The organism is Providencia sp. UF-183 (assembly GCF_058246155.1).
The window spans coordinates 141189-167464 of sequence record NZ_JBSICD010000007.1; the positions used below are offsets into that span (position 1 = coordinate 141189).

Annotated in this window: 27 protein-coding genes; 15 read left to right on the plus strand and 12 right to left on the minus strand. The window is 41.7% G+C overall.

The window, feature by feature from the left end; translation table 11 throughout:
• Window positions 1–37 precede the first annotated feature (37 nt).
• A complete protein-coding gene (locus AC4IFT_RS08860; RefSeq protein WP_490751122.1) occupies window positions 38–910 on the minus strand; it encodes a ChaN family lipoprotein in 873 nt (290 codons plus the stop codon).
• A 129-nt stretch (window positions 911–1039) separates the two neighbouring features.
• Window positions 1040–3319, minus strand: a complete 2280-nt coding sequence (gene maeB, locus AC4IFT_RS08865) for an NADP-dependent oxaloacetate-decarboxylating malate dehydrogenase (RefSeq protein ID WP_490730915.1) — start codon at window positions 3317–3319, stop codon at window positions 1040–1042.
• Between the two features lie 589 nt (window positions 3320–3908).
• On the opposite strand from maeB, the gene AC4IFT_RS08870 reads away from it, so the two are divergent.
• The 4 genes from AC4IFT_RS08870 to AC4IFT_RS08885 all read left to right on the plus strand — a co-directional run bounded on the left by AC4IFT_RS08870 (window position 3909) and on the right by AC4IFT_RS08885 (window position 6887).
• Window positions 3909–4529 carry a LuxR C-terminal-related transcriptional regulator gene (locus AC4IFT_RS08870; protein WP_490751123.1) on the plus strand — a complete coding sequence of 207 codons (621 nt, stop codon included), beginning with the start codon at window positions 3909–3911 and terminating at the stop codon, window positions 4527–4529.
• A gap of 178 nt (window positions 4530–4707) precedes the next feature.
• Window positions 4708–5082, plus strand: a complete 375-nt coding sequence (locus AC4IFT_RS08875) for an ArsC family reductase (protein WP_490751124.1) — start codon at window positions 4708–4710, stop codon at window positions 5080–5082.
• Between the two features lie 12 nt (window positions 5083–5094).
• Window positions 5095–6222 (plus strand): succinyl-diaminopimelate desuccinylase, encoded by a 1128-nt coding sequence (gene dapE / locus AC4IFT_RS08880; RefSeq protein WP_490751125.1) that lies wholly within the window; start codon window positions 5095–5097, stop codon window positions 6220–6222.
• A complete protein-coding gene (locus tag AC4IFT_RS08885) occupies window positions 6219–6887 on the plus strand; it encodes a M15 family metallopeptidase (protein WP_490751126.1) in 669 nt (222 codons plus the stop codon). Before dapE ends, AC4IFT_RS08885 begins: the two co-directional genes overlap by 4 nt.
• 46 nt (window positions 6888–6933) lie before the next feature.
• On the opposite strand, the gene AC4IFT_RS08890 is transcribed toward AC4IFT_RS08885, so the two are convergent.
• A complete protein-coding gene (locus tag AC4IFT_RS08890; RefSeq protein ID WP_490730925.1) occupies window positions 6934–7326 on the minus strand; it encodes a DUF454 family protein in 393 nt (130 codons plus the stop codon).
• A 237-nt stretch (window positions 7327–7563) separates the two neighbouring features.
• Between AC4IFT_RS08890 and AC4IFT_RS08895 the strand changes: the two genes are divergently transcribed.
• The gene (locus AC4IFT_RS08895; RefSeq protein ID WP_353166721.1) at window positions 7564–7755 is read left to right on the plus strand and encodes a YpfN family protein; all 192 of its coding nucleotides are present in this window, start codon (window positions 7564–7566) and stop codon (window positions 7753–7755) included.
• Here AC4IFT_RS08895 and AC4IFT_RS08900 read toward each other — a convergent pair.
• The gene (locus AC4IFT_RS08900; protein ID WP_490751127.1) at window positions 7736–9757 is read right to left on the minus strand and encodes a tRNA(Met) cytidine acetyltransferase TmcA; all 2022 of its coding nucleotides are present in this window, start codon (window positions 9755–9757) and stop codon (window positions 7736–7738) included. The two genes, AC4IFT_RS08895 and AC4IFT_RS08900, sit on opposite strands and share 20 nt — an antisense overlap.
• 7 nt (window positions 9758–9764) lie before the next feature.
• Entirely contained in the window at window positions 9765–10217 is a 453-nt protein-coding gene (locus tag AC4IFT_RS08905; protein ID WP_369310960.1) for a DUF441 domain-containing protein, read from the minus strand.
• 255 nt (window positions 10218–10472) lie between these two features.
• On the opposite strand from AC4IFT_RS08905, the gene AC4IFT_RS08910 reads away from it, so the two are divergent.
• The 6 genes from AC4IFT_RS08910 to AC4IFT_RS08935 all read left to right on the plus strand — a co-directional run bounded on the left by AC4IFT_RS08910 (window position 10473) and on the right by AC4IFT_RS08935 (window position 14864).
• Window positions 10473–11117: an epoxyqueuosine reductase QueH gene (locus AC4IFT_RS08910; RefSeq protein WP_490730930.1), complete on the plus strand. Its 645-nt coding sequence runs from the start codon at window positions 10473–10475 to the stop codon at window positions 11115–11117.
• 357 nt (window positions 11118–11474) lie between these two features.
• Window positions 11475–11900 carry a PPC domain-containing DNA-binding protein gene (locus AC4IFT_RS08915; RefSeq protein WP_490751128.1) on the plus strand — a complete coding sequence of 142 codons (426 nt, stop codon included), beginning with the start codon at window positions 11475–11477 and terminating at the stop codon, window positions 11898–11900.
• A gap of 36 nt (window positions 11901–11936) precedes the next feature.
• Window positions 11937–12518, plus strand: coding sequence for an ECF transporter S component (locus tag AC4IFT_RS08920; protein ID WP_490730934.1), 582 nt, complete (start codon window positions 11937–11939; stop codon window positions 12516–12518).
• Window positions 12519–13223: an energy-coupling factor transporter transmembrane component T gene (locus AC4IFT_RS08925; RefSeq protein ID WP_490730936.1), complete on the plus strand. Its 705-nt coding sequence runs from the start codon at window positions 12519–12521 to the stop codon at window positions 13221–13223.
• Window positions 13214–14080 (plus strand): energy-coupling factor ABC transporter ATP-binding protein, encoded by an 867-nt coding sequence (locus AC4IFT_RS08930; protein WP_490751129.1) that lies wholly within the window; start codon window positions 13214–13216, stop codon window positions 14078–14080. The genes AC4IFT_RS08925 and AC4IFT_RS08930 overlap by 10 nt, the downstream gene beginning before the upstream one ends.
• Window positions 14064–14864 carry an energy-coupling factor ABC transporter ATP-binding protein gene (locus AC4IFT_RS08935; RefSeq protein WP_490751130.1) on the plus strand — a complete coding sequence of 267 codons (801 nt, stop codon included), beginning with the start codon at window positions 14064–14066 and terminating at the stop codon, window positions 14862–14864. Before AC4IFT_RS08930 ends, AC4IFT_RS08935 begins: the two co-directional genes overlap by 17 nt.
• Before the next feature lie 57 nt (window positions 14865–14921).
• Here AC4IFT_RS08935 and purC read toward each other — a convergent pair whose 3' ends face one another.
• The 4 genes from purC to dapA form a co-directional block, all read right to left on the minus strand.
• Window positions 14922–15635 (minus strand): phosphoribosylaminoimidazolesuccinocarboxamide synthase, encoded by a 714-nt coding sequence (gene purC / locus AC4IFT_RS08940; protein ID WP_490751131.1) that lies wholly within the window; start codon window positions 15633–15635, stop codon window positions 14922–14924.
• A 435-nt stretch (window positions 15636–16070) separates the two neighbouring features.
• On the minus strand, window positions 16071–16730 hold the full coding sequence (locus tag AC4IFT_RS08945) for a hypothetical protein (RefSeq protein WP_490751132.1): 660 nt from the start codon (window positions 16728–16730) through the stop codon (window positions 16071–16073).
• 192 nt (window positions 16731–16922) lie between these two features.
• Window positions 16923–17975, minus strand: coding sequence for an outer membrane protein assembly factor BamC (gene bamC / locus AC4IFT_RS08950; protein ID WP_490751133.1), 1053 nt, complete (start codon window positions 17973–17975; stop codon window positions 16923–16925).
• 16 nt (window positions 17976–17991) lie between these two features.
• Entirely contained in the window at window positions 17992–18900 is a 909-nt protein-coding gene (dapA, locus tag AC4IFT_RS08955; RefSeq protein WP_490730946.1) for a 4-hydroxy-tetrahydrodipicolinate synthase, read from the minus strand.
• A gap of 286 nt (window positions 18901–19186) precedes the next feature.
• Between dapA and AC4IFT_RS08960 the strand changes: the two genes are divergently transcribed.
• Window positions 19187–19744 (plus strand): glycine cleavage system transcriptional repressor, encoded by a 558-nt coding sequence (locus AC4IFT_RS08960; RefSeq protein ID WP_353241479.1) that lies wholly within the window; start codon window positions 19187–19189, stop codon window positions 19742–19744.
• Window positions 19745–19758: 14 nt separating this feature from the next.
• On the plus strand, window positions 19759–20229 hold the full coding sequence (gene bcp / locus AC4IFT_RS08965) for a thioredoxin-dependent thiol peroxidase (RefSeq protein ID WP_206086558.1): 471 nt from the start codon (window positions 19759–19761) through the stop codon (window positions 20227–20229).
• A gap of 53 nt (window positions 20230–20282) precedes the next feature.
• Here the strand turns inward: bcp and AC4IFT_RS08970 are convergent, their stop codons facing one another.
• Entirely contained in the window at window positions 20283–21347 is a 1065-nt protein-coding gene (locus AC4IFT_RS08970; RefSeq protein ID WP_490730949.1) for an AI-2E family transporter, read from the minus strand.
• Window positions 21348–21543: 196 nt separating this feature from the next.
• On the opposite strand from AC4IFT_RS08970, the gene bepA reads away from it, so the two are divergent.
• The gene (gene bepA / locus AC4IFT_RS08975) at window positions 21544–23007 is read left to right on the plus strand and encodes a beta-barrel assembly-enhancing protease (protein ID WP_490730951.1); all 1464 of its coding nucleotides are present in this window, start codon (window positions 21544–21546) and stop codon (window positions 23005–23007) included.
• Window positions 23008–23016: 9 nt separating this feature from the next.
• Window positions 23017–23373, plus strand: a complete 357-nt coding sequence (arsC, locus tag AC4IFT_RS08980; protein WP_490751134.1) for an arsenate reductase (glutaredoxin) — start codon at window positions 23017–23019, stop codon at window positions 23371–23373.
• Window positions 23374–24084: 711 nt separating this feature from the next.
• On the opposite strand, the gene hda is transcribed toward arsC, so the two are convergent.
• A complete protein-coding gene (gene hda / locus AC4IFT_RS08985; protein WP_490731483.1) occupies window positions 24085–24789 on the minus strand; it encodes a DnaA inactivator Hda in 705 nt (234 codons plus the stop codon).
• A 129-nt stretch (window positions 24790–24918) separates the two neighbouring features.
• Window positions 24919–26211 (minus strand): uracil permease, encoded by a 1293-nt coding sequence (gene uraA / locus AC4IFT_RS08990; protein ID WP_219247510.1) that lies wholly within the window; start codon window positions 26209–26211, stop codon window positions 24919–24921.
• Window positions 26212–26276: the final 65 nt, after the last annotated feature.

Sequence of the window (26276 nt, forward strand, 5' to 3'; positions counted from 1 at the left end):
CATTATTAATATTTATTTAGCTTAATTAACCTGACGATTAATCACTTGTTGGGGTATACCAGACGTAATCAGCATGTAAGTTATCAATCTCGCTGCCTTTTTCTGAAATAATTAACACCTTAAATTCCGTTTCTGGTGATAAATCTTGTAAGTGAAGTGGTACGCCAATAGCACGAGTTGCATGATATCCCCCCGCAAATAACAATGCAGGCTGCGGCGCATTAATCAAAGCGGTAGCCATTGCGCGGTCACGCATTTGTTGAATAACCGTCATTTTGGCGACCTGTTCAGTTGTCAATTCACCGCCATGTGAAGATTCAATCGTTTTACTAATAATCTCTTGTACAACGGGTTGAGTTGAATGTGCTCCCGTCAATTTAGGCGGATTTGCATAAGCCTTTGTAATCACATCTTTATCTAAGTTTGCAGCTAACACAGGGTAAGGTTGCGCTAATACATGTTTAATCAGCTCGCCGTATTGCTCCCATGGCCAACCCGTATTCCATTTAATCGCCGTTTGTAACCGCTCATCACGGATATAAGTATTACCCTGTAATTCCGCTTTTGCTCTATTGAATTCTTTCTGTTGCGAGGGTGTCATCATCTCCAATAAAACAGAACCTTGCGGCCTGACCTGCTGCATTTCTTGGGCTATCCACTGTTCTATTTGATGGTGATAACGGTTATCGTGTTTTTCGCCCACAATCACATGGGAAGATTGAGCGAGTTGTTGTATTAGTTGCTCTGGAGTGATTGATCTCCCCGTGGATAAATCAATCAATTGATTTTGTTCTACGAGCTTATCATCGAGTTGAACTATTTTTTGCGGGGATTTCTGAACACACCCCGCCAGTAATACGAAGCCAGCCAGTAATGCGATAGCTTTTCCAATAAAGCATTTTGATATCATTATTTTATTTTCCGTTCTGCAGATGAAGCCCACAAAATACAGATAATGATAATCATTTTCAATTAAAAAGGCTTCCTATAAATATGGAAGCCTTTTTATGCTTAATTTTAATACTGACCAACTAGAATATTAAAGCGGGTTTGTTTGTGCCTCAACAACAGCCAGTGCCACCATGTTCACGATACGACGAACAGAGGCAATTGGCGTTAAAATATGCACAGGTTTCGCAACCCCCATTAATACCGGCCCAACGGTCACGCCATCAGAGCTAGTCACACGTAGCAAGTTATAACTGATACGGGCAGCTTCCATTGTAGGCATAATCAACAGGTTAGCAGAGCCTTTTAACGGGCTATCTGGCATCACGTCTTTGCGGATGGACTCAACCAATGCTGCATCGGCATGCATTTCACCATCAATTTCAAGGTGTGGATCACGTGCTTTGATCATCGCTAAGGTATCACGCATTTTTTGTGCAGAAGGACAATTAGAAGAACCAAAACTTGAGCGAGATAACAAGGCTACTTTTGGCTCAATACCAAAACGACGTACAGTGTCCGCAGCCATCAGCGTAATTTCGGTTAACTCTTCTGGGGTTGGGTCTTCATTGACATAAGTATCGGCAATAAAAGTGTTACCCGTTGGTAGCAATAATGCGTTCATGGCACCTGCTGTATGAACGCCTTCACGGAAGCCAAACAGATCTTTGACTACTTCATAGTGTTCACCATAGCTGCCTACTGTGCCGCAGATCAGCCCATCAGCTTCACCACGTAGCACCATGATACCGCCAATTAGTGTTGGGTTATTGATCACTGCACGGCGAGCCATTTCTTGCGAAACACCACGACGCTTCATGATTTGGTAATATTCCTGCCAGTATTCTTTATAGCGCGGGTCATTTTCATTGTTGACCACTTCAAAATCTTTGCCTAACTCAATATGTAGGCCCAGTTTTTGAATACGCATTTCAATAACACTTGGGCGACCCACTAAAATTGGGAATGCTAAACCTAGGGAAACCAGTTCCTGCGTTGCATGCAGTACGCGTTCTTCTTCCCCTTCAGCTAAAACAATGCGTTTTTTCGCTGTTTTCGCTTGGGAGAAAATCGGTTTCATAAACAAGTTTGTTTTATAAACAAATTGATTCAGTTTTTCGATATACGCGTCAAAATCTGCAATTGGGCGAGTTGCCACACCAGAATCCATCGCCGCTTTCGCAACTGCTGGGGCAATTTTAACAATCAAACGTGGGTCAAATGGTTTTGGAATGATGTACTCAGGACCGAAGAACAGGTCTTGGTTACCATATGCTGAAGCCACTTCTTCACTTTGTTCTGCAAGCGCCAAATCGGCAATAGCATAAACACAAGCCAGTTTCATTTCTTCGTTAATGGTCGTCGCCCCAACATCCAGCGCACCACGGAAAATGAATGGGAAACATAATACGTTATTGACCTGATTCGGGTAATCAGAGCGTCCGGTACAGATGATTGCATCTGGACGAACTTCTTTCGCCAGTGGTGGTAAAATTTCGGGTTCAGGGTTCGCTAGCGCTAAAATCAGCGGGTCCTTCGCCATTGTTTTCACCATTTCAGGTGTCAATAAGCGAGGACCAGAACAACCTAAGAAAATGTCAGCATCAGGGATCGCATCCGCTAAAGTGCGCTGGCCATTGTCGTCTATCGCATAAGCGGCTTTCGTGACATCCATACGTTCGTCACGGCCTTTAAAAATCACACCTTTTGAGTCACAAACAGTGATATTTTCACGTTTAAGGCCTAATGCAACCAATAAATTCATACATGCGATTGATGCAGCCCCTGCCCCGGAGACCACTAAACGAACATCGCCAATTTCTTTTTTCACAATACGCAGGCCGTTAATTACCGCAGCTGTACAAATAATCGCCGTACCGTGTTGGTCATCGTGGAACACAGGAATTTTCATGCGTTCACGTAATTTTTGCTCAATATAAAAGCACTCTGGCGCTTTGATATCTTCTAAGTTTATCCCACCAAAGGTCGGTTCAAGAGAGGCAATAATATCTACCAATTTATCAGGATCAGTTTCATCGACTTCAATATCAAAGACATCAACGCCAGAAAACTTTTTGAACAGAACGCCTTTTCCTTCCATAACAGGCTTGCCTGCTAAGGCTCCAATATTGCCTAAACCAAGAACTGCCGTACCGTTTGAAACCACACCAACGAGGTTACCTTTTGCTGTGTAGCGATAGGCTTTAAGTGGGTCATCGGCAATTTCAAGGCAAGGTACTGCCACACCAGGCGAATACGCTAGCGCGAGGTCACGTTGAGTTGTTAAGGGTTTTGTCGGGGTAACCGTAATTTTCCCTGGATGTGGAAACTCATGAAAATCAAGAGCGCTTTGTTTTAATTTATCATCCATCGTCAAGTCCTTTCAAATTGGTAAGGTAAGAGCGCTAACAGTATAAACACATCTTACTAGCAAATCATGATCATGCTGGCAATTTCCAGAAAAATCTTTTTACACACCTAAAATGACAATAAAATGGATAAAACATCATCATTTCAATAAGTTTCTTTGTGCAGTTCCCCACCCAAACCACAACTAACAACCTAACGACACTTTAAAATATACAATTAGTGCATTCCAAATATTATTATAGGCTTATAATTTATTTCTTATTCATTCTTATTTAGATAATATATTTATTATATATTTTTCAATTTTATTTTCATCATTTATTAAATATCATTTAATTTATTTAAATTACTGATATTATTTTTTTGAATTTAATGTATTATCAAAAAACAGCAAAAGCCATCTTAATTTTATCTTTAATTTCGTTGTAAATAGCTTATTTTAGTAATGTCAAATAATTTTATTCATATCAAATTTATAATCATTAATATATTAAAAAATAAAATGATTATATTAACGTCAACATAGTGATTATTTCTTCACGCCTACCAGAATAGTCCATGACGTTTCAGACATAACAAAGGAACCCTCTATGTCTAATTACACAGTAATGATTATTGATGAGCATCCTATTATACGCTTTGGATTGCGTCAGCTCATGAATACAGATGAACATTTTGTTGTTACAGCGGAAAGTTGTAACTGTACAGAAGCATTGAGTATTGCCACCCATTTACAACCAGACCTTATCGTCATAGATACTAATATGCATGGCAACAAAACATTTGAAACGATAAGGTTACTCCGTAAACAATGTTCAAATAGTTACCTATTGGTTTTATCGTATTCTACAATAAAAACGGATATTTATGGTGCTATTGATGCTGGAGCACAAGGCTATTTATTAAAAAGTAGTGAACTTGATATGCTCTATTACAGTATGAAAAAAGCTTCTGCTGGGCAACATGTGTTTAGCGAAAAAATATACCAGCATTTAATGACACGTCACCAGTCAAGTGACCCATTATCCACATTGACCCGAAGAGAGTGTGAAATTTTACATGAACTCGCGGCCGGGCTAAAAAACCGTGAAATTTCCAAATTACTTTTTATTTCAGAAGAAACCGTTAAAGTCCATATTCGCAATATTTTAAAAAAACTACGCGTTCGTTCTCGCCTAGAAGCCAGTTTAATTTATATGCGCTCAAAATAATCAATATGAATTATTAAATTTAATATAATAAGATACACATTAATTTATTATGATTACAAATAGCACCTATTATAATCATCATCATAAACGCCTGCTTTTATTTGTATTCTTGGGGTAGATCCGTAATGCATTTTCCCGCATTATGTAAGCTAAATCATTTGCTTTAGAGGAAAATCGTATGTCTAAAACCCCATCTTCTCCTTATATTATGTACGGGATTAAAAACTGTGACACCATAAAAAAAGCACGCCGTTACTTGGAAGACAATGGGGTCGACTATCAATTTCATGATTATCGCGTTGACGGCTTAGACGACACCTTACTCTCTACATTTATGGATCACATAGATTGGGAAGTCTTGGTGAATAAGCGTGGTACCACTTGGCGTAAACTCAGTGATGAGCAAAAAAATGCCGTCATTGATGCAGTAAGTGCAAAAGCTGTTTTGCTTGAAGAGCCTGCAATGGTTAAACGCCCTGTGCTCGTTTCTGCGGATAATCGTTATTTAGTCGGCTTTAATGCTGATGAATATAAAGCATTTACTCACAAGTAATCAGGAAATATTATGGACTGCCCTGTTATTCAATTAGCTAAAGACCTTATTTCAAGACCTTCAATTAGCCCAGATGACCAAGGCTGCCAAGTTTTATTGACTGAGCGCCTAAAAAAGATAGGTTTCACTATCGAATCAATGCCATTTGGCAATACACTCAATTTTTGGGCACATCGAGGATCCGGTGTAACACTCGCATTTGCAGGTCACACCGACGTTGTCCCAGCAGGAAATAACGCAAATTGGCAAACACCGCCATTTACCCCGACCATTATTAATCAACACCTATATGGTCGCGGTGCTGCGGACATGAAAGGTTCTGTTGCTGCAATGGTTGTTGCCGCAGAGCGCTTCGTTGAAAAACACCCTGACCATCAAGGTCGTCTCGCTTTTTTAATCACATCTGATGAAGAGGCTGATGCCCACGACGGCACCGTCAAAGTTGTCGAAGCACTGATGCAGCGTAATGAAAAGGTTGATTATTGCTTAGTGGGTGAGCCATCAAGCCAATCGAAGCTCGGTGATATCATCAAAAATGGACGCCGCGGGTCAATTACTGCTGATTTAACTGTACTAGGCACTCAAGGCCACGTTGCCTACCCGCACCTCGCCGATAACCCTGTCCACCGCGCAACGGCCTTTTTACAAGAGTTAACCACGACAACATGGGATAACGGCAACGCATTTTTCCCTGCAACCACGATGCAAATCGCCAATATCCATGCAGGTACCGGGGCAAGTAATGTCATTCCTGGTGAGCTATTTGTGCAATTTAACTTCCGTTTTAGTACAGAACTAACCGATGTTGTAATTCGTGACAGGGTCACAGAGATGCTATCTCGCTATGGATTGGAATATAAAATCGAATGGTCATTATCTGGGCAACCTTTCCTTACCGATAAAGGCGAGTTGGTCTCTGCAACCTTACAAGCAATCCAAGAATTAACCGGTCGTACCGCAGAGTTATCCACCAGCGGTGGTACTTCCGATGGGCGTTTTATTGCACAAATGGGGACACAAGTTATTGAGTTAGGCCCATTAAATGCCACTATTCATAAAGTTGATGAATGCGTTAGCGTGGAGGATTTACAGCAGCTAGCACTGATTTATGAACGAATTATGGAGCTACTAATCCTATGATCACCATTGAAATGCTAACAGGCCGTTCGACGGACCACTTAGTCACTCTTGGTGGCCCCCATTGTTTACAATTTAATGCAACCAAAGCCTTTCTGGCGATGCAGCAAGCCGCAGCAAAGGCAGGCTTTAAATTACAATCAGCAAGTGCATTTCGTGATTTTTCGCGGCAACAACTGATATGGAATGAAAAGTTTTCAGGTAAGCGCCCTGTTCTAGACACTCACAGCCAGCCTCTTGATATAACAAGGCTTTCAGAAGGCGAACTGTGTGAAGCTATCTTGCATTGGTCTGCATTACCCGGAGCAAGCCGCCATCATTGGGGAACTGAAGTTGACGTTTATGACCCCTTGCGCATTCCTACTGGGCAAACATTGCAATTAGAGCCTTGGGAGTATGAAACGGGTGGTTACCTAGCTCAATTAAATGATTGGCTGTCAGACAATATGGCCACTTTTGATTTTTATCGCCCTTTCACAGCGAAAGATGCTGGCGTTGCCTACGAACCTTGGCATATTAGTTATTGGCCGCTTTCACACGAAGCGGAACAATTATTAACGCCGGATGTTATCAAACAAGTGTTAGAACAAGAAGATATCTTGGGAAAAAACTGGTTAATCAGCAACCTAGATTATGTTTTTAACCGCTATATTAAAATTCCAGAGTAACATTTAACCCCTTCCTTTTTATTACCCCCATAAGCCTAATATTGGCCTATGGGGCTGTTTTATCACGCGTCGGGATAGGTTCTTCAACGACAGGAAGCCGATACATAAAAATAAGCAGCCAGCAAAGTAACCCAAACAAACCAATTTTCAACCACAAATAGCTCACAACCCAAATCGATAACGAAAAGGTAAGCAAAATCAAGATAATCGCTTTAGGTTTAGCGCCTTTCGGTAGCCCTTTGTGCTTCTGCCAATGACGTATATACCCACCAAACCAAGAGCGATACAATAACCAATGATGAAAACGGGGTGAGGAGCGCGAAAAGCACCATGCTGCTAATAATAAAAAAGGCGTTGTGGGAAGGACGGGCAATACCACGCCTGCAAATGCAAGCGCCACAGCCAGCCAACCGAGTATAATAAGAAGGATTTTTTTCAAATTTGCCTGCGCTCCTTTGCAAACTCATACAAAAGTAAAAACCCTGATAAACATGTGGTAACTCACAGTAATATCAATGATATACTGTAATCGTAAACGTGTTTAATGAAAAGTCGCTTTTCCCTGTTTAAACCCATCAGTGAAATCGTTGGTTTATATCGTGCAATTTTTATTAGTGGTATAAACGTTATAGAACTCACACAGCGACAAAGTAAAAATGATAAATGGTGATAAAAAATGCAATGGTTAGCAGACTACTGGTGGATAATTCCGCTTCTCTTGGTTGGGCTCATTTGGAATTCCGTCAAAGAAATGATGAAGCTTGACCCTAAAAAGTTTCTTGATGATAAACCCGAGATCCCTCCCCATAAAGATAATAACCATTTGTGGGATGATGAAGATGATTGGCCTAAGGACAAGAAGCAGTAACCTTTTGAATAATTTCTGATAATAATGCTGGCTGGTATTGCCTAACAAAAATACCAACCTGCGTTCTCGCACTGTTTAACCACTGTTTTTGCCCTGTTAGCTTAAATTCTTCGCAAATTTTCGCTAATGGCAGCTCCTGCTCAAAGTAATTTCGTAAAAGAGGCGTAGGATCAGAAACTTCAGCTAAAAGACGTAAAATGGCACTTTGGCTGGCGGAAACTGGGCGTTTAAACTCACTAAAACCAATCAGTTCAACCCAATCCTCTTGTTTAAGTTGCTGGTCATCCGTTGAACGCAGGGAAAATTCAGTGAGATCTGTTCGCCAGTGGAGATCGCGTTGAAACAAGGTTTCACCCTGCTCACATAATAGCTTAGCTCTCGATGATAGCGGTAAAATAGCCATCGCTGTATAACAGCCACTACTGGCCTCCTTCTGTGAACCTATTCGAATAATCCTAAACCCAGCTTTTTGCCAAAACTTAAGTAAATCTGGCGTTAAACCAAAACTAACAGAAAGAAAATCAATACCTTGTGCGATGCAATCCTGCTTTTGTTGTTCAAGCAACGTCAGGCCAATTTGCTGTCGCCGATAATGGGCATTGACAGCAATGCGCATTACCCGTCGCGATTTCCACTGAGCCGCTTGCGGAAAATAACTGTGCGCAGCTAATGATTGAGCAACTAAATTCCCACGAGGACGACGTAATCCGGCCCAAACTTGCCAACTTAATGATTCATTTAATAATCCCTCATCTACCAACCATAACGCACCTAAATAACTCTCATCATTTTGTGAATTAAATGCAGCCATAAAATGTTGGTTTTTTGCATCTAATAAACGCCGTAAATCTAATGGTGAGGTTCGATAATGGGCACTCATTAGTAAGCCATAAAATGACGCTAATTTACGCTCATCTTTTGCTAACTCACTTTGGCTAATTGATAGATGTTCGATAAGCGCATGCGGTATAAAAGTTGGATTTGGCTCTTGCAATAATAGCGCCTCATTTAGCCAGTTTTCGAGCGGGTCATGGCGCGCAAAACGAATAGGCTCATCAAGGGTTAATAGTGTAAAAGTCGGTAAACTTGCGCAGAATTTCAACATAAAACCGCGCCCTGTCCCCTCATAACCATCAACCGTGGTCGTCAGTAATACACGAGGAAAATAATTCACCAACTGGCGTAATATATAATTTGGGATAGCCGCGGCTTCATCAATAATCAACCAATCAGCTGCTATGTTATTACCCGCTTGGCAATAAGCGAGCAATGCATCTGGCGCCCAAAAATGCGGAGGTTTCACCGCATGTTTCGCCAAAACTTCGGTAGATACTTTAGCGGGAGCACAACACCAACACTCCCCTTGCCATTGTTGTATGAGCTGACCTGCTACCGTTGATTTTCCCCGGCCTCTTGGCGCAATGATCCCCCAAACGCCAGTGGTAGCAGATAATAATTGATTCAAGACTTGTTGCTGTTGCGTTGTTAATTGCCCTGTAGGCGGTAGCCATGTAGGATAATTATTCAGCAATTTTATGCTTGGGTTCTTACCTTGCTGGTAAAAAATAACGCCTTCCGAGTTACTCATCGTGCGTTGTAAATGGTGAACAAAATTGGGCGTTGGAATAATGCCATGCTGTTCATTCCAGCGTAAGCTATCTATATCTGGATGGTTTGGCCAAACCTCTTGCAGCACAGTACAAAAGACCAGCAAGCTTCCTGCCTTTAACGTGCCAGATAGCATGGCAAGCGCTTCACTGTGAACGCCTTTGCGTGCATCAAAAACACCATGCAAGAACTCACGCCCCAGCAATAAGTGGGCATTTTCTGGTCGCTCACTATTGGGTAATTCCGAAGAAAGCGTTACCCAATCCCCTGTTAAGCGGGTTTGTAGTTCGATTAATTGCTGAGTAACCCATTCATCATCGCCAGATAAAACCAACAAACGACGAAAACCCAATATACGCAGCTGCTCTACGCAGGCAGACAGCAAATCATTCATGAGGTGATTAAGATTTCCCAATTAATAATGATAATATCCCTGCGGCAATCAACGGCCCAACAGGCACACCTCTAAATAAGGCAACCCCTATCACGGTACCAACCAACAGCCCAGCGACGGTCGAGGGTTGGTTTGACATCAAAGTTACCCCACGGCTCCCTAACCAAGAAACCGCGATACCAATGACGATTGCCAGAATGGATTTCCAATTTAAAAATGACCCCAGTACTTCACCCGCACTGATTTTACCACTCGCAATGGGCGCCATGACTCCGATGGTTAAAATCAAGATCCCGATGGTTAACCCATATTTTTCAATCCAAGGGAAATAATTATTTAGTGGTGTTATTCGGACAACCAATAAAAATAACATGGCAAGTGTGACGGTCATATTATGGCTAATAATCCCTAACCCTGCTAAGACCAAAAGAATGATTAATGTGGGGTCAACGTGACTCATAGATTTTTCCCTGTAAAACTGGCAATTTTTTGTGAGTAGCAAAATAACTTATTTTAAAACATGTTATTGGCTCATTAGTTAAGAAGCAAACAATTACATCAACTCTTTTTGTTATTAACCCTATCCAGTATCAGGCTCATGATTTTTATTCACTTAGGCATTACATTTTAAATACTCATCAGCAACAGTTATTACTTTAATTTCTATCTGATTGTTTTATACTGCCAGCAAATAGACTCAACATAAGAATTTTTTATGAATATAACTCGAGAAAAACTCACTTTACCTGCAAATGCCAACAAATTGTTATTGCACTCCTGCTGTGCTCCTTGTTCAGGCGAAGTCATGGAAGCCATTCAGGCCTCTGGAATTGATTATACAATTTTCTTTTATAACCCTAACATTCATCCTAAAAGAGAATATTTAATCCGCAAAGAAGAAAACATTCGCTTTGCTCAAAAACATAATATTCCATTTATTGATGCTGATTATGATACTGATAATTGGTTTGAACGCGCGAAAGGAATGGAAGATGAACCTGAGCGTGGCATTCGTTGTACTATGTGTTTTGACATGCGTTTTGCACGCACGGCTTTGTATGCTGCCGAAAATGGATTTTCTGTGATCTCCAGTTCACTTGGGATTTCGCGTTGGAAAGATATGCAGCAAATCAATGATTGCGGGAAACGTGCCGTTGCGCCTTATGAAGGTATGGAATATTGGGACTATAACTGGCGCAAAAAAGGCGGCTCCGCCCGAATGATCGAAATAAGTAAACGTGAACAATTTTATCAACAAGAATACTGTGGTTGCATTTACTCATTGAGGGATACCAATAAACATCGAAAGTCCCAAGGGCGAGATATTATTAAAATTGGCGTCCTGTATTACACGCCATAGCAAATTCCCCTCCCAGCATAATCCATGGCAAACCGACAAAATGTAAAAACAAACCATGATTGTGCTGGTTTTTCACATCGAGAGGAAAAACTTAAGCTAAATTCTCGGAATATTCATCACTCTTTAATTTTTAACTTATCCTTTTTTTTGATTTTCCACACCATAAACACCAACTTACAGTGTGTTTTCCTGAAGTTTGCCTCAAATGACATCTCCCCCCAGAAACCCTTCAATTATTGCGTATAATACCCCTGAGTAATCAATACACAAAAACTTATAACCTAGCATTATTTATCATTTTAATGTTTTACATGGTTGTGCGACATTCTGCACAATTTCAGCTCTAGGATTGAAAACATGACCCAAACATTATCCCCTTACTCAAACGCGCGTTTTATCGCTGTGCGTTTGCTTCCAGGTGAAGACGTTTTATTAACGTTAAGAAAACAGATTGCCCTTCATGGGTTCCAAGCCGCGTTTATTGCGGGTTGTGTCGGGAGTTTAACGGACGTTGCGTTACGCTTTGCTGGACAAGAAGACACCGACCATACCCGTGGGAAATTCGAAATTGTTTCGTTAATTGGCACATTAGAAGCCAATGGTGAGCATCTTCATTTATCCGTTTCTGATGAAAAAGGCCACATGCGTGGTGGCCATATGATGCCAGGCTGTAGCGTTAGAACCACATTGGAGTTAGTTATTGGCGAGCTTGAAAATATCGCCTTTACACGAGAACACTGTGCTCTTTCAGGTTACGAAGAGCTTGTTGTTATTTCACGTTGATTTTCATATTTTATTTTTGCAAGGAATGGTTTTCTTATGAGTAAGTCATCGTTTATTTCCAGCCGTACACTGACGTTAATTGTTTTTTCAATCGCGATTAACATGGTTGTTGGCCAATTAAGTTCCATGTTAAAGCTGCCGATTTTCCTCGACTCTATTGGCACTATTATTTGTGCATTACTCGCAGGGCCTTGGGCCGCATTAACAACTGGCCTACTCACTAACTTATTGTGGGGATTATTAAGCGGGCCTATTGCCGCGGCTTTTGCCCCCGTCGCAATGATGATTGGGTTAAGTGCGGGTTTATTAGCGCGTGCAGGTGGGTTTCGTACGTTACCAAGAGTGATTTTATCGGGTGTTGTCATCACCTTTGCATTAATGATTGTTGCCGTGCCAATTCGTACTTATTTGTTTGGCGGAACAACTGGTAGCGGTGCAGACTTCTTTGTCGCTTATTTCCATGCTGTAGGCGATAACTTACTTGAATCCGTTGCAATTACAGTATTAGGTGCAAATATTGCCGATAAAATTATCTCAGCACTTGTCGCATGGTTATTGGTTCGACAATTACCTGAGCGCGTACAGCGTAACTATCCTAATATGGCGAAGGTACGTTAAATGCACCCTTTTACCTCACTAACCGCGTGGTTTTGGCTCAGTGTCAGTGCCATCTATTTGCCGCTGGGCTGGCCATTGGTTCTGCTGGGGTGCAGCACGTTTATTGCTTTATTATTGTGGCAACCCGCTCGCTTTCGCTGGAAATTTGTCGCGTGGTTTATGCTCCCGATGGGGTTAGGTTTATGGCTGATACACGGGGGCTGGTTAGCGCAATTACTGACGGGTGAAACCTTGAAAAATAGCCGCCCTGAATTCGCTTTAGCATTATGGTTTAAGCTACTCACCATCATCAGTACTTCCCAAATCTGGCTACAATATGTTCCAACCGAGCGGTTTATCCGTGCTTTGTTCGCTAGCAGGCTACCTGCTAGCTTTTCTTACCTTCTTGCTGGGCCTCTATTGCTTGCTGAACAACTTAAGCAACAGCTGAATATTATCCGTGAAGCACAATTAGCAAGAGGCGTTCCCCTTGACGGTAATTTTTGGCAACGGTGCACTTCATTACCCGCCATTTTGTTCCCCTTAGCCAGCAATGCATTAAGCGAGTTAAGTATTCGTGGTGCAGCACTGGATATGCATGCTTTTCGCTATAGTGCCAAACGCACAACATTAAATCCGCCTGTAGATAATCGCTGGCAAGTTGTACTGCGTTACAGCCTATTATTATTGATTTTGATTGAGGGTGGGCTAGTTCTGTGGTGGTAAATTTACAGCAAATGCACTTTACTCCCCAAGGTGTGCAACAACCTTTACTTGGGCCCATTGATCTCCAGCTTAATGCGGGGCAATGGTTTTGTGTTTTGGGTGGAAATGGCAGTGGAAAAAGCACGTTAGCTCAGCTTGTTGCTGGTTGGCATGGGGATTTATTACACGGCGAATTAACAGGAATAGCCGAAGTCTTGCAGCAACCGCTAGTCAATAACTCACTAGTCCAAGCATCTGCTACGCGCCAATATATTCAGCAATCACCACATTTACAGCTTTCAGGCTGCACATTTACGGTTGAACAAGAAATAGCTTTTGGCCCCGAAAATTTAGGCCTTACCGAAAATGAAATTACCCAGCGCGTAGAGCATGCCATCGCCTTTACGTTTTGTGAATCACTCAGGCATCGGCACCCCGCAACCTTATCTGGTGGGGAAGCGCAACGTGTTGTGTTGGCGAGCGCCCTTGCTATGCGCCCACAATTATTGTTGTTAGATGAAGCTTTTAGCCGACTGACGCCTAGTGCGACTCAGCGACTATTAACTCAATTGAAACACTATTCAATGCAAACAAATTGCTGCGTCATATTATTTGAGCGTAATTTGTTACCTGCTATCAGTTTTTGTGAGAATTTTCTGTTGTTAAGTACAGGAAATGTATTTTCAGAGGCAGGAAGAATGCTCGTCAGTGGTTCTTTAGACACGATTTTTCCGAGCTCAATTGCCACAGTTAATATGCCCGATGCATGGCGCGTGGTGGGTGAGTTAGTCAAACTCGGCAAATGGCAAAGCGCAATCCCTCAAAATGAAACTCAATTAGTGAATGCGTTTAAGGAATTATATGCTAGAGCTCAATGATTTAAGTTACCGCTGGCCAAGCTCAACTATCAACAATATCGCTAATTTATCGTTCAAGGTCGAAACGGGTGAATGGGTTGCGCTTGTCGGTGATAATGGCGCAGGGAAATCCACACTCTTACGGCTTCTTGCTGGGTTATTATCCCCTAATCAAGGGGATTTACGGTTACATGGTCAGCAACTTGCCCAATTAACGGCTCCAGAACGCGCTAATCAAGTCGGTATCCTATTCCAAGAGGCTGAAAAGCAAATTTTCCACAGCACGGTTAAAGCCGAGGTCGCTTTCGGACTAAAGCGGCAAAAGCTGGCAAAAGAGGTCGTTACAGAACGCGTGCAAAATGCGCTGGAGGCTTGCCACTTAGCCGATGTCGCTGAAAAACACCCCCTTGACCTTCATGCGGGGCAACGCAGAATGGTTGCAGTCGCCTGTTTAGAGGCAGTCTCTCCTTCACTCATTTTGCTGGATGAGCCAAGCCGCGATTTTGATGCATTATGGATGCAGCGCTTTGAAAACTGGCTTAATTTACAACGAGATAAAGGCACGACCATTGTGACGATTAGCCATGATTTTGATTTTGTGGCACGTCATTTTAAACGGGTGCTACATTTATCCCATGGAAAACTGATTGCTGATGGTTTACCGATTGAGGTGCTCAATCACCCTGCATTGCAAGTTGAGTCTGCGCTCCCTGCCCCTACCTTGATTTCATTGGGCCAAACATTGACATTATCATCTGGATCAGTCACACCTGAAGCGTGGGTTAGAAATTTCATTTCCCTCTGATTAGATAAAAAAATAGCCTGCTAAGCAGGCTAAAGTCGTTCTATTTATAGGAAATGATTAATCTAATTGAACCCCGATGCGGCGCGCAACTTCTTCATAAGCTTCGATTAAACCACCAAGGCTTTGGCGGAAACGGTCTTTATCCATTTTATTTAAGGTTTCTTTATCCCATAAACGGCTACCGTCTGGGGAGAACTCATCCCCCAGCACGACTTTCCCGTTGAATAAACCAAACTCCAGTTTAAAATCGACTAAAATCAAACCTGCATCTGCAAAAATTTTGCTTAATACATCGTTGGCTTTGTAGCTTAGTTCACGCATTTTAGCGAGGTTTTCTTTACTCACCCAACCAAAGGTTTCACAGTAAGATTCGTTAACCATTGGGTCGTGTTTGGCATCATCTTTTAAGAACAAGTCAAATAATGGTGGGTTTAATACCATACCTTCTTCAACACCTAAACGCTTCACTAATGAACCTGCGGCGCGGTTACGGATAACGCACTCAACAGGTACCATGTCTAATTTTTTGACTAATGCCTCAGTGTCAGACAGCAGCGCTTCCATTTGTGTTGGAATACCCGCTTCTTCTAATTTGCTCATAATGAAGTGGTTAAACTTATTATTAACCATACCTTTACGGTCAAATTGCTCGATACGCTCACCATCGAGTGCTGATGTATCATTACGGAATTCCAGAACTAGCAGATCAGGATCCTCAGTGGTATAGACAGTTTTTGCCTTGCCACGATACAACTCAGCTTTCTTTTGCATCTTACACACTCCAGAGATGTGATTAAACTATAGAGAAAAACAATACATGAATAGATTTTGTGGCGCTGTTTTGCAGAACACAAAATTAACGGAAGATGGGAAACAGGTAAAAAACCCCCTTTCACTGTTAATTTTTTGCTCTGTTTCAGTCAGTTAGCCATCAAACCATGCGACTTATCTAACTTACTGATATTCAATATTTTATCTTTCAATACCTATTATGATAATAAAATTTCACGCCTGACGCAAACGATTACTTAGCGATAAACACTGATTTTTTGTCCATTTGTTTTTTCTATTGAAAGTCATCATTAATAATGGGAGGTGTTAAAATGAAGTATCTGCCTTTAATTTGCTAATAGCTAATTAGCTAGCTATATCTTTGATAACAAAAGGAAGCGGTATAATGAATAAACTGATTAATAATCAGAGTTATTATTTTGATTGGTTCAATGGTGATTGACTAATAACAACTAATTTATGTGGATGAATATCCTTGTCTTTCCCCCAGTACACGTCCATCCAGTTAAGGTAAAAATCCTCCATATTCGCAATACGGCCAAGGGGCCTCTCTTCTTCTTCGCCATTAGAGGCGTAGACAAAATAATTTTGACTAAAAGCCCAACTGATCATCGTTTCCCAAAAACGCTGCCCAGCGTCGGTTTGTTCTTCATCAGTAACCATAATGGAATAAGAATTCAGTAAGTTAATGAAAAACTGACGAGGTAAATCTTTAATTATTTCAACATGGTTATATGCGCTACTGCGCCAGACTTTAACCTGAGTACCCGTGGTTTTCCCTATTACGATGTCCTGCCGAAACCGCAATTCAACCAAATATACCGTTTCAGGCTTCTCACCTTCTGAAATTAAGCGGTATTGCTCCTTCTTTCGTGATTTTACTAACCGATAACCTTCGGGTAAGGCAAAATTGGCAAGTACAAATTCACACACACCTTCTGTTAAAAAATATTGGGTATCTTCTACATTTCGGCGGGTGATGCGTAATTTTTGGTTAAATTCCGTCCCTGAAATTTTTCTTGGCATAATATCGCTGCTACCGTCTTTTATGGGTTTCGTCGAATGATTATGCACGTTTCACCTCCGCGCTGTTATTGATATTAAATGAAGTATATCCGAAAAATTGCTGGTGATAAATTCATCAAGATATACGCTAGCTGTATCACTTATCAATATAGATAATCGAACATTATTATTTGTTTATCCATAAAAAAACCGCGGCTAGCAGAGCCACGGTTTCTATTTTTAACGATCAAAACGGAGTAGTTATTTCTTTGCAGGGGCTTTACTAAACGCCGCTTTTAATGCTGCAACCATTTCGTCATTTTGTTTCTGCGTTAACGCAACACCTTTTGTCGAAATAAACTGCAACGTACTACGGTTGTTTAAGTCACCCACTTGCACTTTATAGTCCGCTTCTGGCACTGTTGGGTCATCAATACCCAGCGCTTGCCACTCAGAGCTACTTAAGCCTTTGTAAGTCACCATCACTGAACCCGTTGAACGCGTGCGGTCACCCACTTTCATCCCTACGCTTTCTAAGGTATGTGGTAAACGTTCCCAAACAGCATCAAACGGTGCACGGACAACAATCAGTGGTAAACCAGTGTCATCACTGCCAGTTTGCACATCAATGATGCCATAAGCGTTTTGCAGGCTGTTTTTGTTCGATGTATCACGTAATGCATATAAGTTGTCGGTTAATTCATTTAATAACAATTTGTTATAACGTTGAACTTCAACGACATCCGTAATGCTTTCATCCCCTTGGCGCATGCCTAAGCTCGTCACCGTCAAGGCAATCATGCCATTTTCAGGTTTAACTGACACTTTATGGCGGCTTTCCATTGGGACGTTTTCATCTGCACGATCCCATTTTACCCAATTGGTTTCAATGGAATGCGTACCGTCATCTTTTGAGGAAACAGGAATTCCTCGCTGCTCTAAGATCATCGTAACTTGTGACCATAAAGCACTGTTTTCAGGTGTATTTTCTAGCAACAAACGGCTTGCATCAGCACTATCTTCCGTGCGCGAACCTGCTAATTGCGAAATCGTCAGTACTGGTGGACGAATATCCAACGCTTTTCCAACAGGGCCTGTTGACGTGGTTTTTGGAATGTCATATTCACCATTTTGTGCAGGCAATGTAATCCCTTGCGGCACATTTAACACTTTCAATGGCGCGGCGTTAAGATATTCCTCATCACCACTGACCTGACGTTTATAGCGCTGATCGCTGGAGCAGGCTGCCAGTAACACAACAAGTGACAGGCCAGCAACCTTCATAACCTTCGATTTTTGCAATAATGTTGCCATTAAAATTCCCTAAATTTTACAGTAACCCAGCGAGTTTTAAAGCGTCCTCAACTTTTTGCTGGCCTGCGGCAGTTAACGGTGTCATAGGTAACCGTAATGTTCCATCTGCAATCAGACCTAAGCGATGACAACCCCATTTCGCTGGAATTGGATTCGGTTCAACAAATAACTGCTGGTGTAAGCCCATCAGTTTTTTATTTAATTCACGCGCCTCAGTATATTTGCCTGCAAGCGCTAAGTCACACATTTTTACCATCTGCGCGGCAGCAACGTTCGAAGTCACTGAAATAACGCCCTTTCCGCCCAGTTGCATGAAATCAAGTGCGGTCGCATCGTCACCGGTTAGCAGCACAAAATTATCATCAACCAGCTCTTTGATTTGATGAACACGTGCTAAGTTCCCTGTCGCTTCTTTAATTGCGACAATATTCGCCAATTTTGCTAAACGACCCACAGTTTCTGGCAGCATATCGCAACCAGTACGTGATGGTACATTATAAAGAATTTGTGGCAAGCTCGTGTTTTCTGAAATTGCTTTAAAATGTTGATATAACCCTTCCTGAGAAGGCCTATTATAATAGGGTGTTACGGTCAGGCAAGCAACTACACCACTGTTTTCAAAATCATTTGTCAGTGAAATTGCTTCTGCGGTTGCATTCGCACCTGCCCCTGCGATAATCGGGATACGTCCATCAGCAAGTTCTAACGTTGCTTTCACGACTTCCACGTGCTCTTTATGCGTTAACGTCGCAGACTCACCAGTAGTACCAACAGAAACGATGGCTGTTGTGCCGCTTTCAACATGGTAATCGACCAATTTTTTTAAGCTTGCTTTATCTAAGCGCCCAGCTGAATCCATTGGTGTGATAACGGCAACAATGCTTCCCGTTAAAAAATCTTTGTAGTTTGCGTTTCCATTAGCCATAGCGATACCCCTTAAATAATTGAACCTCCATGTTACGTTTTCATTTCCAAGAAGAAAACCACCCAACAGCAAGATTTTAATGAATTTTGTTAATGCCAGCGTAGTTAACTTAAATAGAAGTAATAATTCACTGACTTTTCTCGCAAGAGTGAATGACGCCTCTTGGCAGATGTCACTTTTTATGGTTTCCTTACCCACAGTGTGCGTCAGTTTTTATAGTCTCATTTTAAGGCTATATTATAATCAAATGTTTAACTGGCATAATCAAAAAAATAAGGAATAGACTTTGCCTAAGACTGAACAGCAATTTCTTGTCATTACTGCGCTGGGAACAGATCGTCCGGGCATTGTGAACACCATAACTCGCCTTGTTAGTGAGTGCGACTGCAATATTGAAGATAGTCGCTTAGCGATGTTTGGCAAGGAATTCACCTTTATTATGATGTTATCGGGTAGCTGGAATGCAATTACCCTGCTTGAAGCAACGTTACCCCCTAAGGGCGCCGAACTCGATTTGCTGATCGTCATGAAGCGGACGCAGAGTGTTCAAATAACCTATTACCCATCTACAGTTACTGTGAATGTGGTTGTCGATGATGCACCTCGAATTGTCGAGCAATTCACAAATTTATTTACAACTTCGCAATGTAATATCGCAGAACTTGTTTCTAAGACACAACCAGCCAATAATGATATGCCTGCTCAACTGGAAATTCAGATTACTGCACATGACCCGTTGGACGATAATGGCATAATTATAAAGAATAAATTTCAACAACTATGTACAATGCTAAATGCTAAAGGCAACATCAGTATTGTTAACAACCCCAATATGCAGAGTTAACGGAGATATATGTAATGAACCCATTGAAAGCCGGTGATAAGGCGCCACAATTTAGCCTTCCTGACCAAGATGGTGAGATCATCAATCTTTCTGATTACCAGGGTCAGCGCGTATTAGTTTACTTTTACCCGAAAGCGATGACTCCCGGCTGTACTGTTCAAGCGTGCGGCTTACGTGATGAGATGGATACACTCAAAGCAAAAGGCGTCGAAGTTTTAGGGATTAGCACAGATAAACCAGAGAAACTGTCGCGTTTCGCTGAAAAAGAAATGTTGAATTTCACGCTGTTATCCGATGAAGACCACCAAGTGTGCGAGCAATTTGGGGTTTGGGGCGAAAAGCAATTTATGGGGAAAACCTATGATGGGATCCACCGTATTAGTTTCTTAGTCGACCCAACAGGGAAAATCGAACACGTTTTTGATGATTTCAAGACCACTAACCACCACGAAATCGTTCTCGCGTACATCAACGCAAACGCATAATATTTTATAATTCAATAGTGCTGTATATCCCATACAGCACTATGATTGATTTCTTATTTAGCCGCTTCTACTGGCTCTTCTGGCCAAACATGGATAACCGCTTTAATTAACGTCGCCAACGGGATCGCAAAGAAAACGCCCCAAAAGCCCCATAATCCGCCAAATACCACCACAGATAAAATAATCACCAATGGGTGTAAGTTAACGGCCTCTGAAAACAGTAATGGCACTACAACGTTGCTATCCAACCCTTGAATGACCAAATAAACTAACATCAGGTACCAAAATTCACTGCCAATGCCATACTGGAACAACGCGACAATAACCACCGGAATGGTGGCAGCGACTGCACCAATATAGGGAATAAGTACCGCGACACCGACTAACACCGATAACAATACCGCATAGCGCAAGTCGAAATAGGCAAAACATAAATAGGTTGCGACACCGACAATCACCATCTCCGTCACTTTTCCGCGAAGATAATTGGTAATTTGCTCGTTCATTTCGACCCAAACTTTCCCGACGAGTAAACGGTTTTTTGGTAACAATTTTAAAAAACTACGGCTAATACGTTCTTTATCTTTTAGTAGGAAAAAGGTCATTAATGGCACTAAAACTAAATACACGGCGAGGGAAAAAATCCCAATTAATGAAGCCACTGACGCTTTAACCACAGAGTCTGCAATCCCAGACATGCGACTTCGCAGGTTGTCTGCCATCATATCAATGATCCCCACGTCGACTAATGCAGGGTATTGCTCAGGCAGTTTTTGGGCAAATTCATTAAAGCGATTGACCATATTAGGCAGATCGGCCATCAAATTAATGCCTTGCTGCCATGCTGTTGGCGCAATAATTAAAATTACCATGGCACTTATTCCCGCAAATAGGGTCAAAATGATACTCACCGCAAGAGCGCGAGATAACCCGGTGCGTTGTAACATATTTGTTGGCCATTCAAGTAAATAGGCCAAGGCAATTGCCACCAGCAACGGAGCCAGTATACTGCTGAAAAAAAAGATGATCACAAAACCTGAGACAAGTAATGTAAACAGTGCCACGGCTTGTGGATCGGCAAAACGCCGACGGTACCATTGTAAAAACAATTCCAGCATGTGTTGCTCCTGAGGAATTAATGCGAAGGACAGTTCCTAAATTATCGAAAATTATACCGAATAACAGATTTTACGATAGCTTTTGCTATCATGTGTTTTAAACTTTTCGAGTTATTTAATACCTTGTACTTATGAACTCGAAATAAAGTCGGTATTTACCCTAAATTTTAAACGTTGTATGGGATACTCACGTTTCATGAAAAAAAAATTGAAATACCCATTATTGGCTTTCATGATCGCTGCACTCATAAATGGTGCAGTTTTGCCTGCTTATAGCGCAATTGAAGATACCTTACCCGACATCGGTACCACTGCCGGTGGCACGCTCAGTATTAACCAAGAAATTATTATGGGTGATGCCATCACTCGGCAAATTCGTGCCAGCACACCACTTATTTACGATCCTCTTTTAACTCAGTATGTTAACAAGATTGGCATGCGCTTAGTGAAGAATGCCGACTCAGTTAAAACGCCGTTTAAGTTTTATTTAGTCAATAACCCAAATATCAACGCCTATGCCTACTTTGGCGGCAATGTGGTGCTGCATTCTGCCTTATTCCGTTACAGCCAAAATGAAAGCCAACTCGCGTCGGTAATGGCGCACGAAATTTCCCACGTCACGCAAAGGCACCTTGCGCGAATGATGGAAGACCAAAAAAGCACCACGCCGTTAGCCATTGCAGGGACAATCGGCTCGCTCCTTTTAGTGATGGCCAACCCTCAAGCGGGCTTTGCTGCATTGACAAGTACCATGGCGGGTGTGCAACAAGGGATGATCAGTTTCACCCAAGCGAATGAGCAAGAAGCGGACCGTATTGGCCTGCAAACGTTGCGCCGCTCGGGTTTTGACCCTCATGCAATGGCAGATTTTATGCAAACCATGGCTGACCAAACCCGCTATATGTCTAAACCGCCTGAAATTTTGTTAACGCACCCCCTTCCCGATAGCCGTTTAGCAGATGCGCGTAACCGTTCAAGTCAGTTACCCAAAGTCAGCGTGCCTTCATCTTTAGATTTTATGCTAGCCCGAGTCCGTATTTTAGCCATGTATGGCACAGACCAAAAACATGCCCTTGACCAGATCATTGAAAACTACGAAAAAGGTACGTCAAACGAACAACTCGCTGCGCAATATGGTAAGGCGCTGATCCTTTCACAGGATAAAAAATATGCAGATGCAGGGAAAATCCTCACTGAGCTGCTAAATAAACAGCCAGATAACCCATGGTTTATCGATAGCATGACCGATATCGACATTGAACAAAACCAAGCAACGAAAGCGGTCACACGCTTGCAAACTGCACTGAAAAAATCACCGAAAAACACGGTATTTATCGTTAACTTGGCGAATGCGTTAATCAACAACCATCAGTATAAAGAAGCCACTACACTGCTGAATAAATACACCTTTGATTACCCAGATGACCCGATTGGTTGGGATTTATTGGCTGAAGCGTCAGCAAAACAAGGCAATCGCCCCGAAGAACTCGCCGCTTATGCCGAAGGCCTCGCATTGCGTGGTGGTTATGACACGGCAATCAATTATTTAAGTGATGCCAGCCGCCAAAGCCGTTTAGGCAGTTATGAACAACAACGCTACGATGCGCGTATTGATGCATTGAGAAAACTACAATTACGTGATGAAAACGCAAAACCGTAAGGACTCAAAATGACGGATTCAATTAAGATTTACCATAACCCGCGTTGCTCGAAAAGCCGTGAAACCTTAGCGCTTTTAGAAGAAAAAGGGATCGCACCAACGGTGGTTGAATACTTAAAAACAGCACCGACTGCTGCAGAGATTAAAAAATTACTAAAAATGTTAGGTTTTAAAGATGCACGTCAATTAATGCGTACGAAGGAAGAGCTGTATAAAGAGTTGAATTTAAGCGATGACAGTTTAACGCAGGATCAACTCATTAAAGCGATGCATGAAAACCCTAAATTGATTGAACGCCCTATTGTGGTTAAGGGTGATAAAGCCCGTTTAGGCCGCCCACCTGAGCAAGTGTTGGAGATTTTGTAAAAATTCCTCTTAATAAGCAAAAACCAGTCTCACTGAAAAATTAAGACTGGTTTTTTGTTATTTCTGACCTTTATATTCCATATAGCTCAGTATGGTTAAAAAAAAAGCAGTGGAAAAGCCCACTATATTTGAAATTATTATTGCTTCAATAAAATCACTTTTACCATAAGATAATTTACCAACCTTATAGAGTATATTTAATTGGTTAATTAATTGGCTTATGGCTATAACGCCAAAAAAAATAACAAATAAACTTAAATAAAAATAGATAAAGTACAACAAAATTTTCACTTATTTATTATCTCCGTTTAAGTTGTCATCTCTATTTTTCTTCGTTAATTCTGATGATACAGCACCCGTAGCACTACCAATAATATTAGGGTACTTTACTTAGATTGTTTTGGCGGAGCAGATATGGATGGCATATGGGTTAAAAATCGTTCTTTCAGCCCACTAGGCCACGTATTCATTTTCTTATCTAATCATTGAGTTTTTTTCTGCCCGAAATAATGAAGAGCTTGCTGTTACTGTAAAAGAACCTATATATTCCCTTTCATGCATGATTTGATTTCCTTACTTTATTTTATAGTAAAGAAAAATCTAAAATACTATTTTTTTATAGTCAACTAACCATATCTTTTATATTTATTATTTTAAATACCATTGCCATTCAAGTTTAAGACTATATTAATCATTAAGACCGTAATATTACTATAGCTTCAAAATATCTTTAACAAACGGAATCGTGAGTTTGCGCTGGGCAACAATTGAGGCGTGATCGAGCTTGTTGAGAATATCAAACAACGTACCCATTTTTCTGTCGAGACGCTTAAGCACAAAACGGCATACATCTTCGGGCAGTTCAAAGCCACGCATGCGAGCACGTAATTGTAAGGCGTAGATTTTATCTTCATCACTTAATGGATGCAGTTTGTAAATCTGCCCCCAGTCAAGGCGGGACGCTAAATCAGGCAGTTTGAGGTCAATTTGACGAGGTGGGCGATCACTGGTGATCAACAAACAGGTACGGCCAATTTCGAGAATACGATTGTATAAATTGAAAATCGCCATTTCCCATTCTTCATCCCCCGCTATGCATTGGATATTATCAATACATACCAGTGAGAGGTTTTCCATGCCTTCAAGGACATCAGGTACAAAATAGGCGCGTTTATCTAACGGAACATAGCCAACAGCAATGCCTTGCTCTGAAAGCTCTGCACATGCAGCATGGAGCAAATGGCTTTTCCCTCCGCCTTCACGTGACCAATAATAAATGTAGCTACCGTGGGCTTGGTTAATGGCAGATTTGATAGCAGACAGCAACGCATCATTTTCCCCTGCATAAAAGCTGGCAAAGGTTTCATCATCCGGTAGATAAAGTGGTAGTGAAAGCTGTGATGGTGTGTTCAGAATTGCCTCTGGCTGTACAAATCAATTTTCGCTAAACAGTTTACCACAAAAAACGCGGTTAGATGAACAGGATCCCGTTCAATTGCCGCTGCTTTAACCACAGCGGCAATTGCCTGAAATAAAAGAATGCGATTACTTATCGCTATTTAGCTCTTTAACTTCACTGTTAATAAACTGTTTTTCAGGGCGAACAAAAGTAATAAAGCGGAACAGTAATGCCATAAAGATCCCGACAATAGTCGCTAATGCCATCCCTTTCAATTCAGCTTGTCCAATATGAATAACCGCACCACTCACCCCAATAATCAAGATCACAGAGGTTAAAATTAAGTTTTGTGGTTTATTGTAATCAACCTTCGAATCAATCAAGACACGAATACCTGATGCACCGATGACCCCGTACAGTAATAAAGAAACACCGCCCATCACTGGCACAGGTACTAATTGGATAGCCGCAGCTAATTTACCGATACACGATAACAAAATCGCAATAATCGCCGCCCCACCGATAACCCAAGTACTGTAAACCTTAGTAATCGCCATCACGCCAATGTTTTCACCATAGGTGGTGTTTGGCGTTGAGCCGAAGAAACCGGATAACACTGTTGAGAAACCGTTAGCAAACATCGAACGGTGTAAACCTGGAGACTTCATTAAATCCCGCTCAACGATATTCGCCGTAACCACTAAGTGCCCTACGTGTTCTGCAATGACCACTAACGCTGCGGGTAAAATGGTGAGGATAGCAAACCACTCAAAACGTGGGGTATAGAATGTTGGGATAGCAAACCAAGGCGCTTCAATCACTGGGGTGAAATCCACAATTCCCATAAAATATGACAATGCATACCCTGTTAAGAACCCGATTAAAATAGGGATAATCGATAAGAACCCACGGAACATGACCGCACATAAAATGGTAACCGATAACGTGGTTAATGAAATGATTAAAGTGTTGGTATCAACCGCAGCTCCATCTTTTGGCAGTAAACCTGCCATACCCGCTGCCGTTTGTGCGAGCTCTAACCCGATAACGGCAACAATCGCCCCCATCGCTGCAGGTGGGAACATGACGTTGATCCAGCCCCTTCCCGCCACTTTGACAATTAACGCCACAAGGCAAAACAGCACACCACAAATAATAAAGCCGCCAAGTGCCAGTTCATAACCTAATGGCAGTAAAATCAGCACCGGTGAAATAAAAGCAAAACTTGACCCTAAATATGCAGGGATCTGGCCTTTACAGATAAAGAGGTAGATTAATGTCCCTATGCCGTTAAACAGCAAGATTGTTGCTGGGTTTACACCAAACAAAATGGGTACGACAACGGTTGCGCCAAACATCGCAAAAAGATGCTGAAAACTCAGTGGAATGGTTTGTAGTAATGGTGGCCTTTCTTCAACACCAATGGTGCGACGTGTCATTTTAGCTTATCCCCTTTTAGCTATGGTTTATGCAAGCCCCTTAAGGCTTGCAAACGTTTCATCTC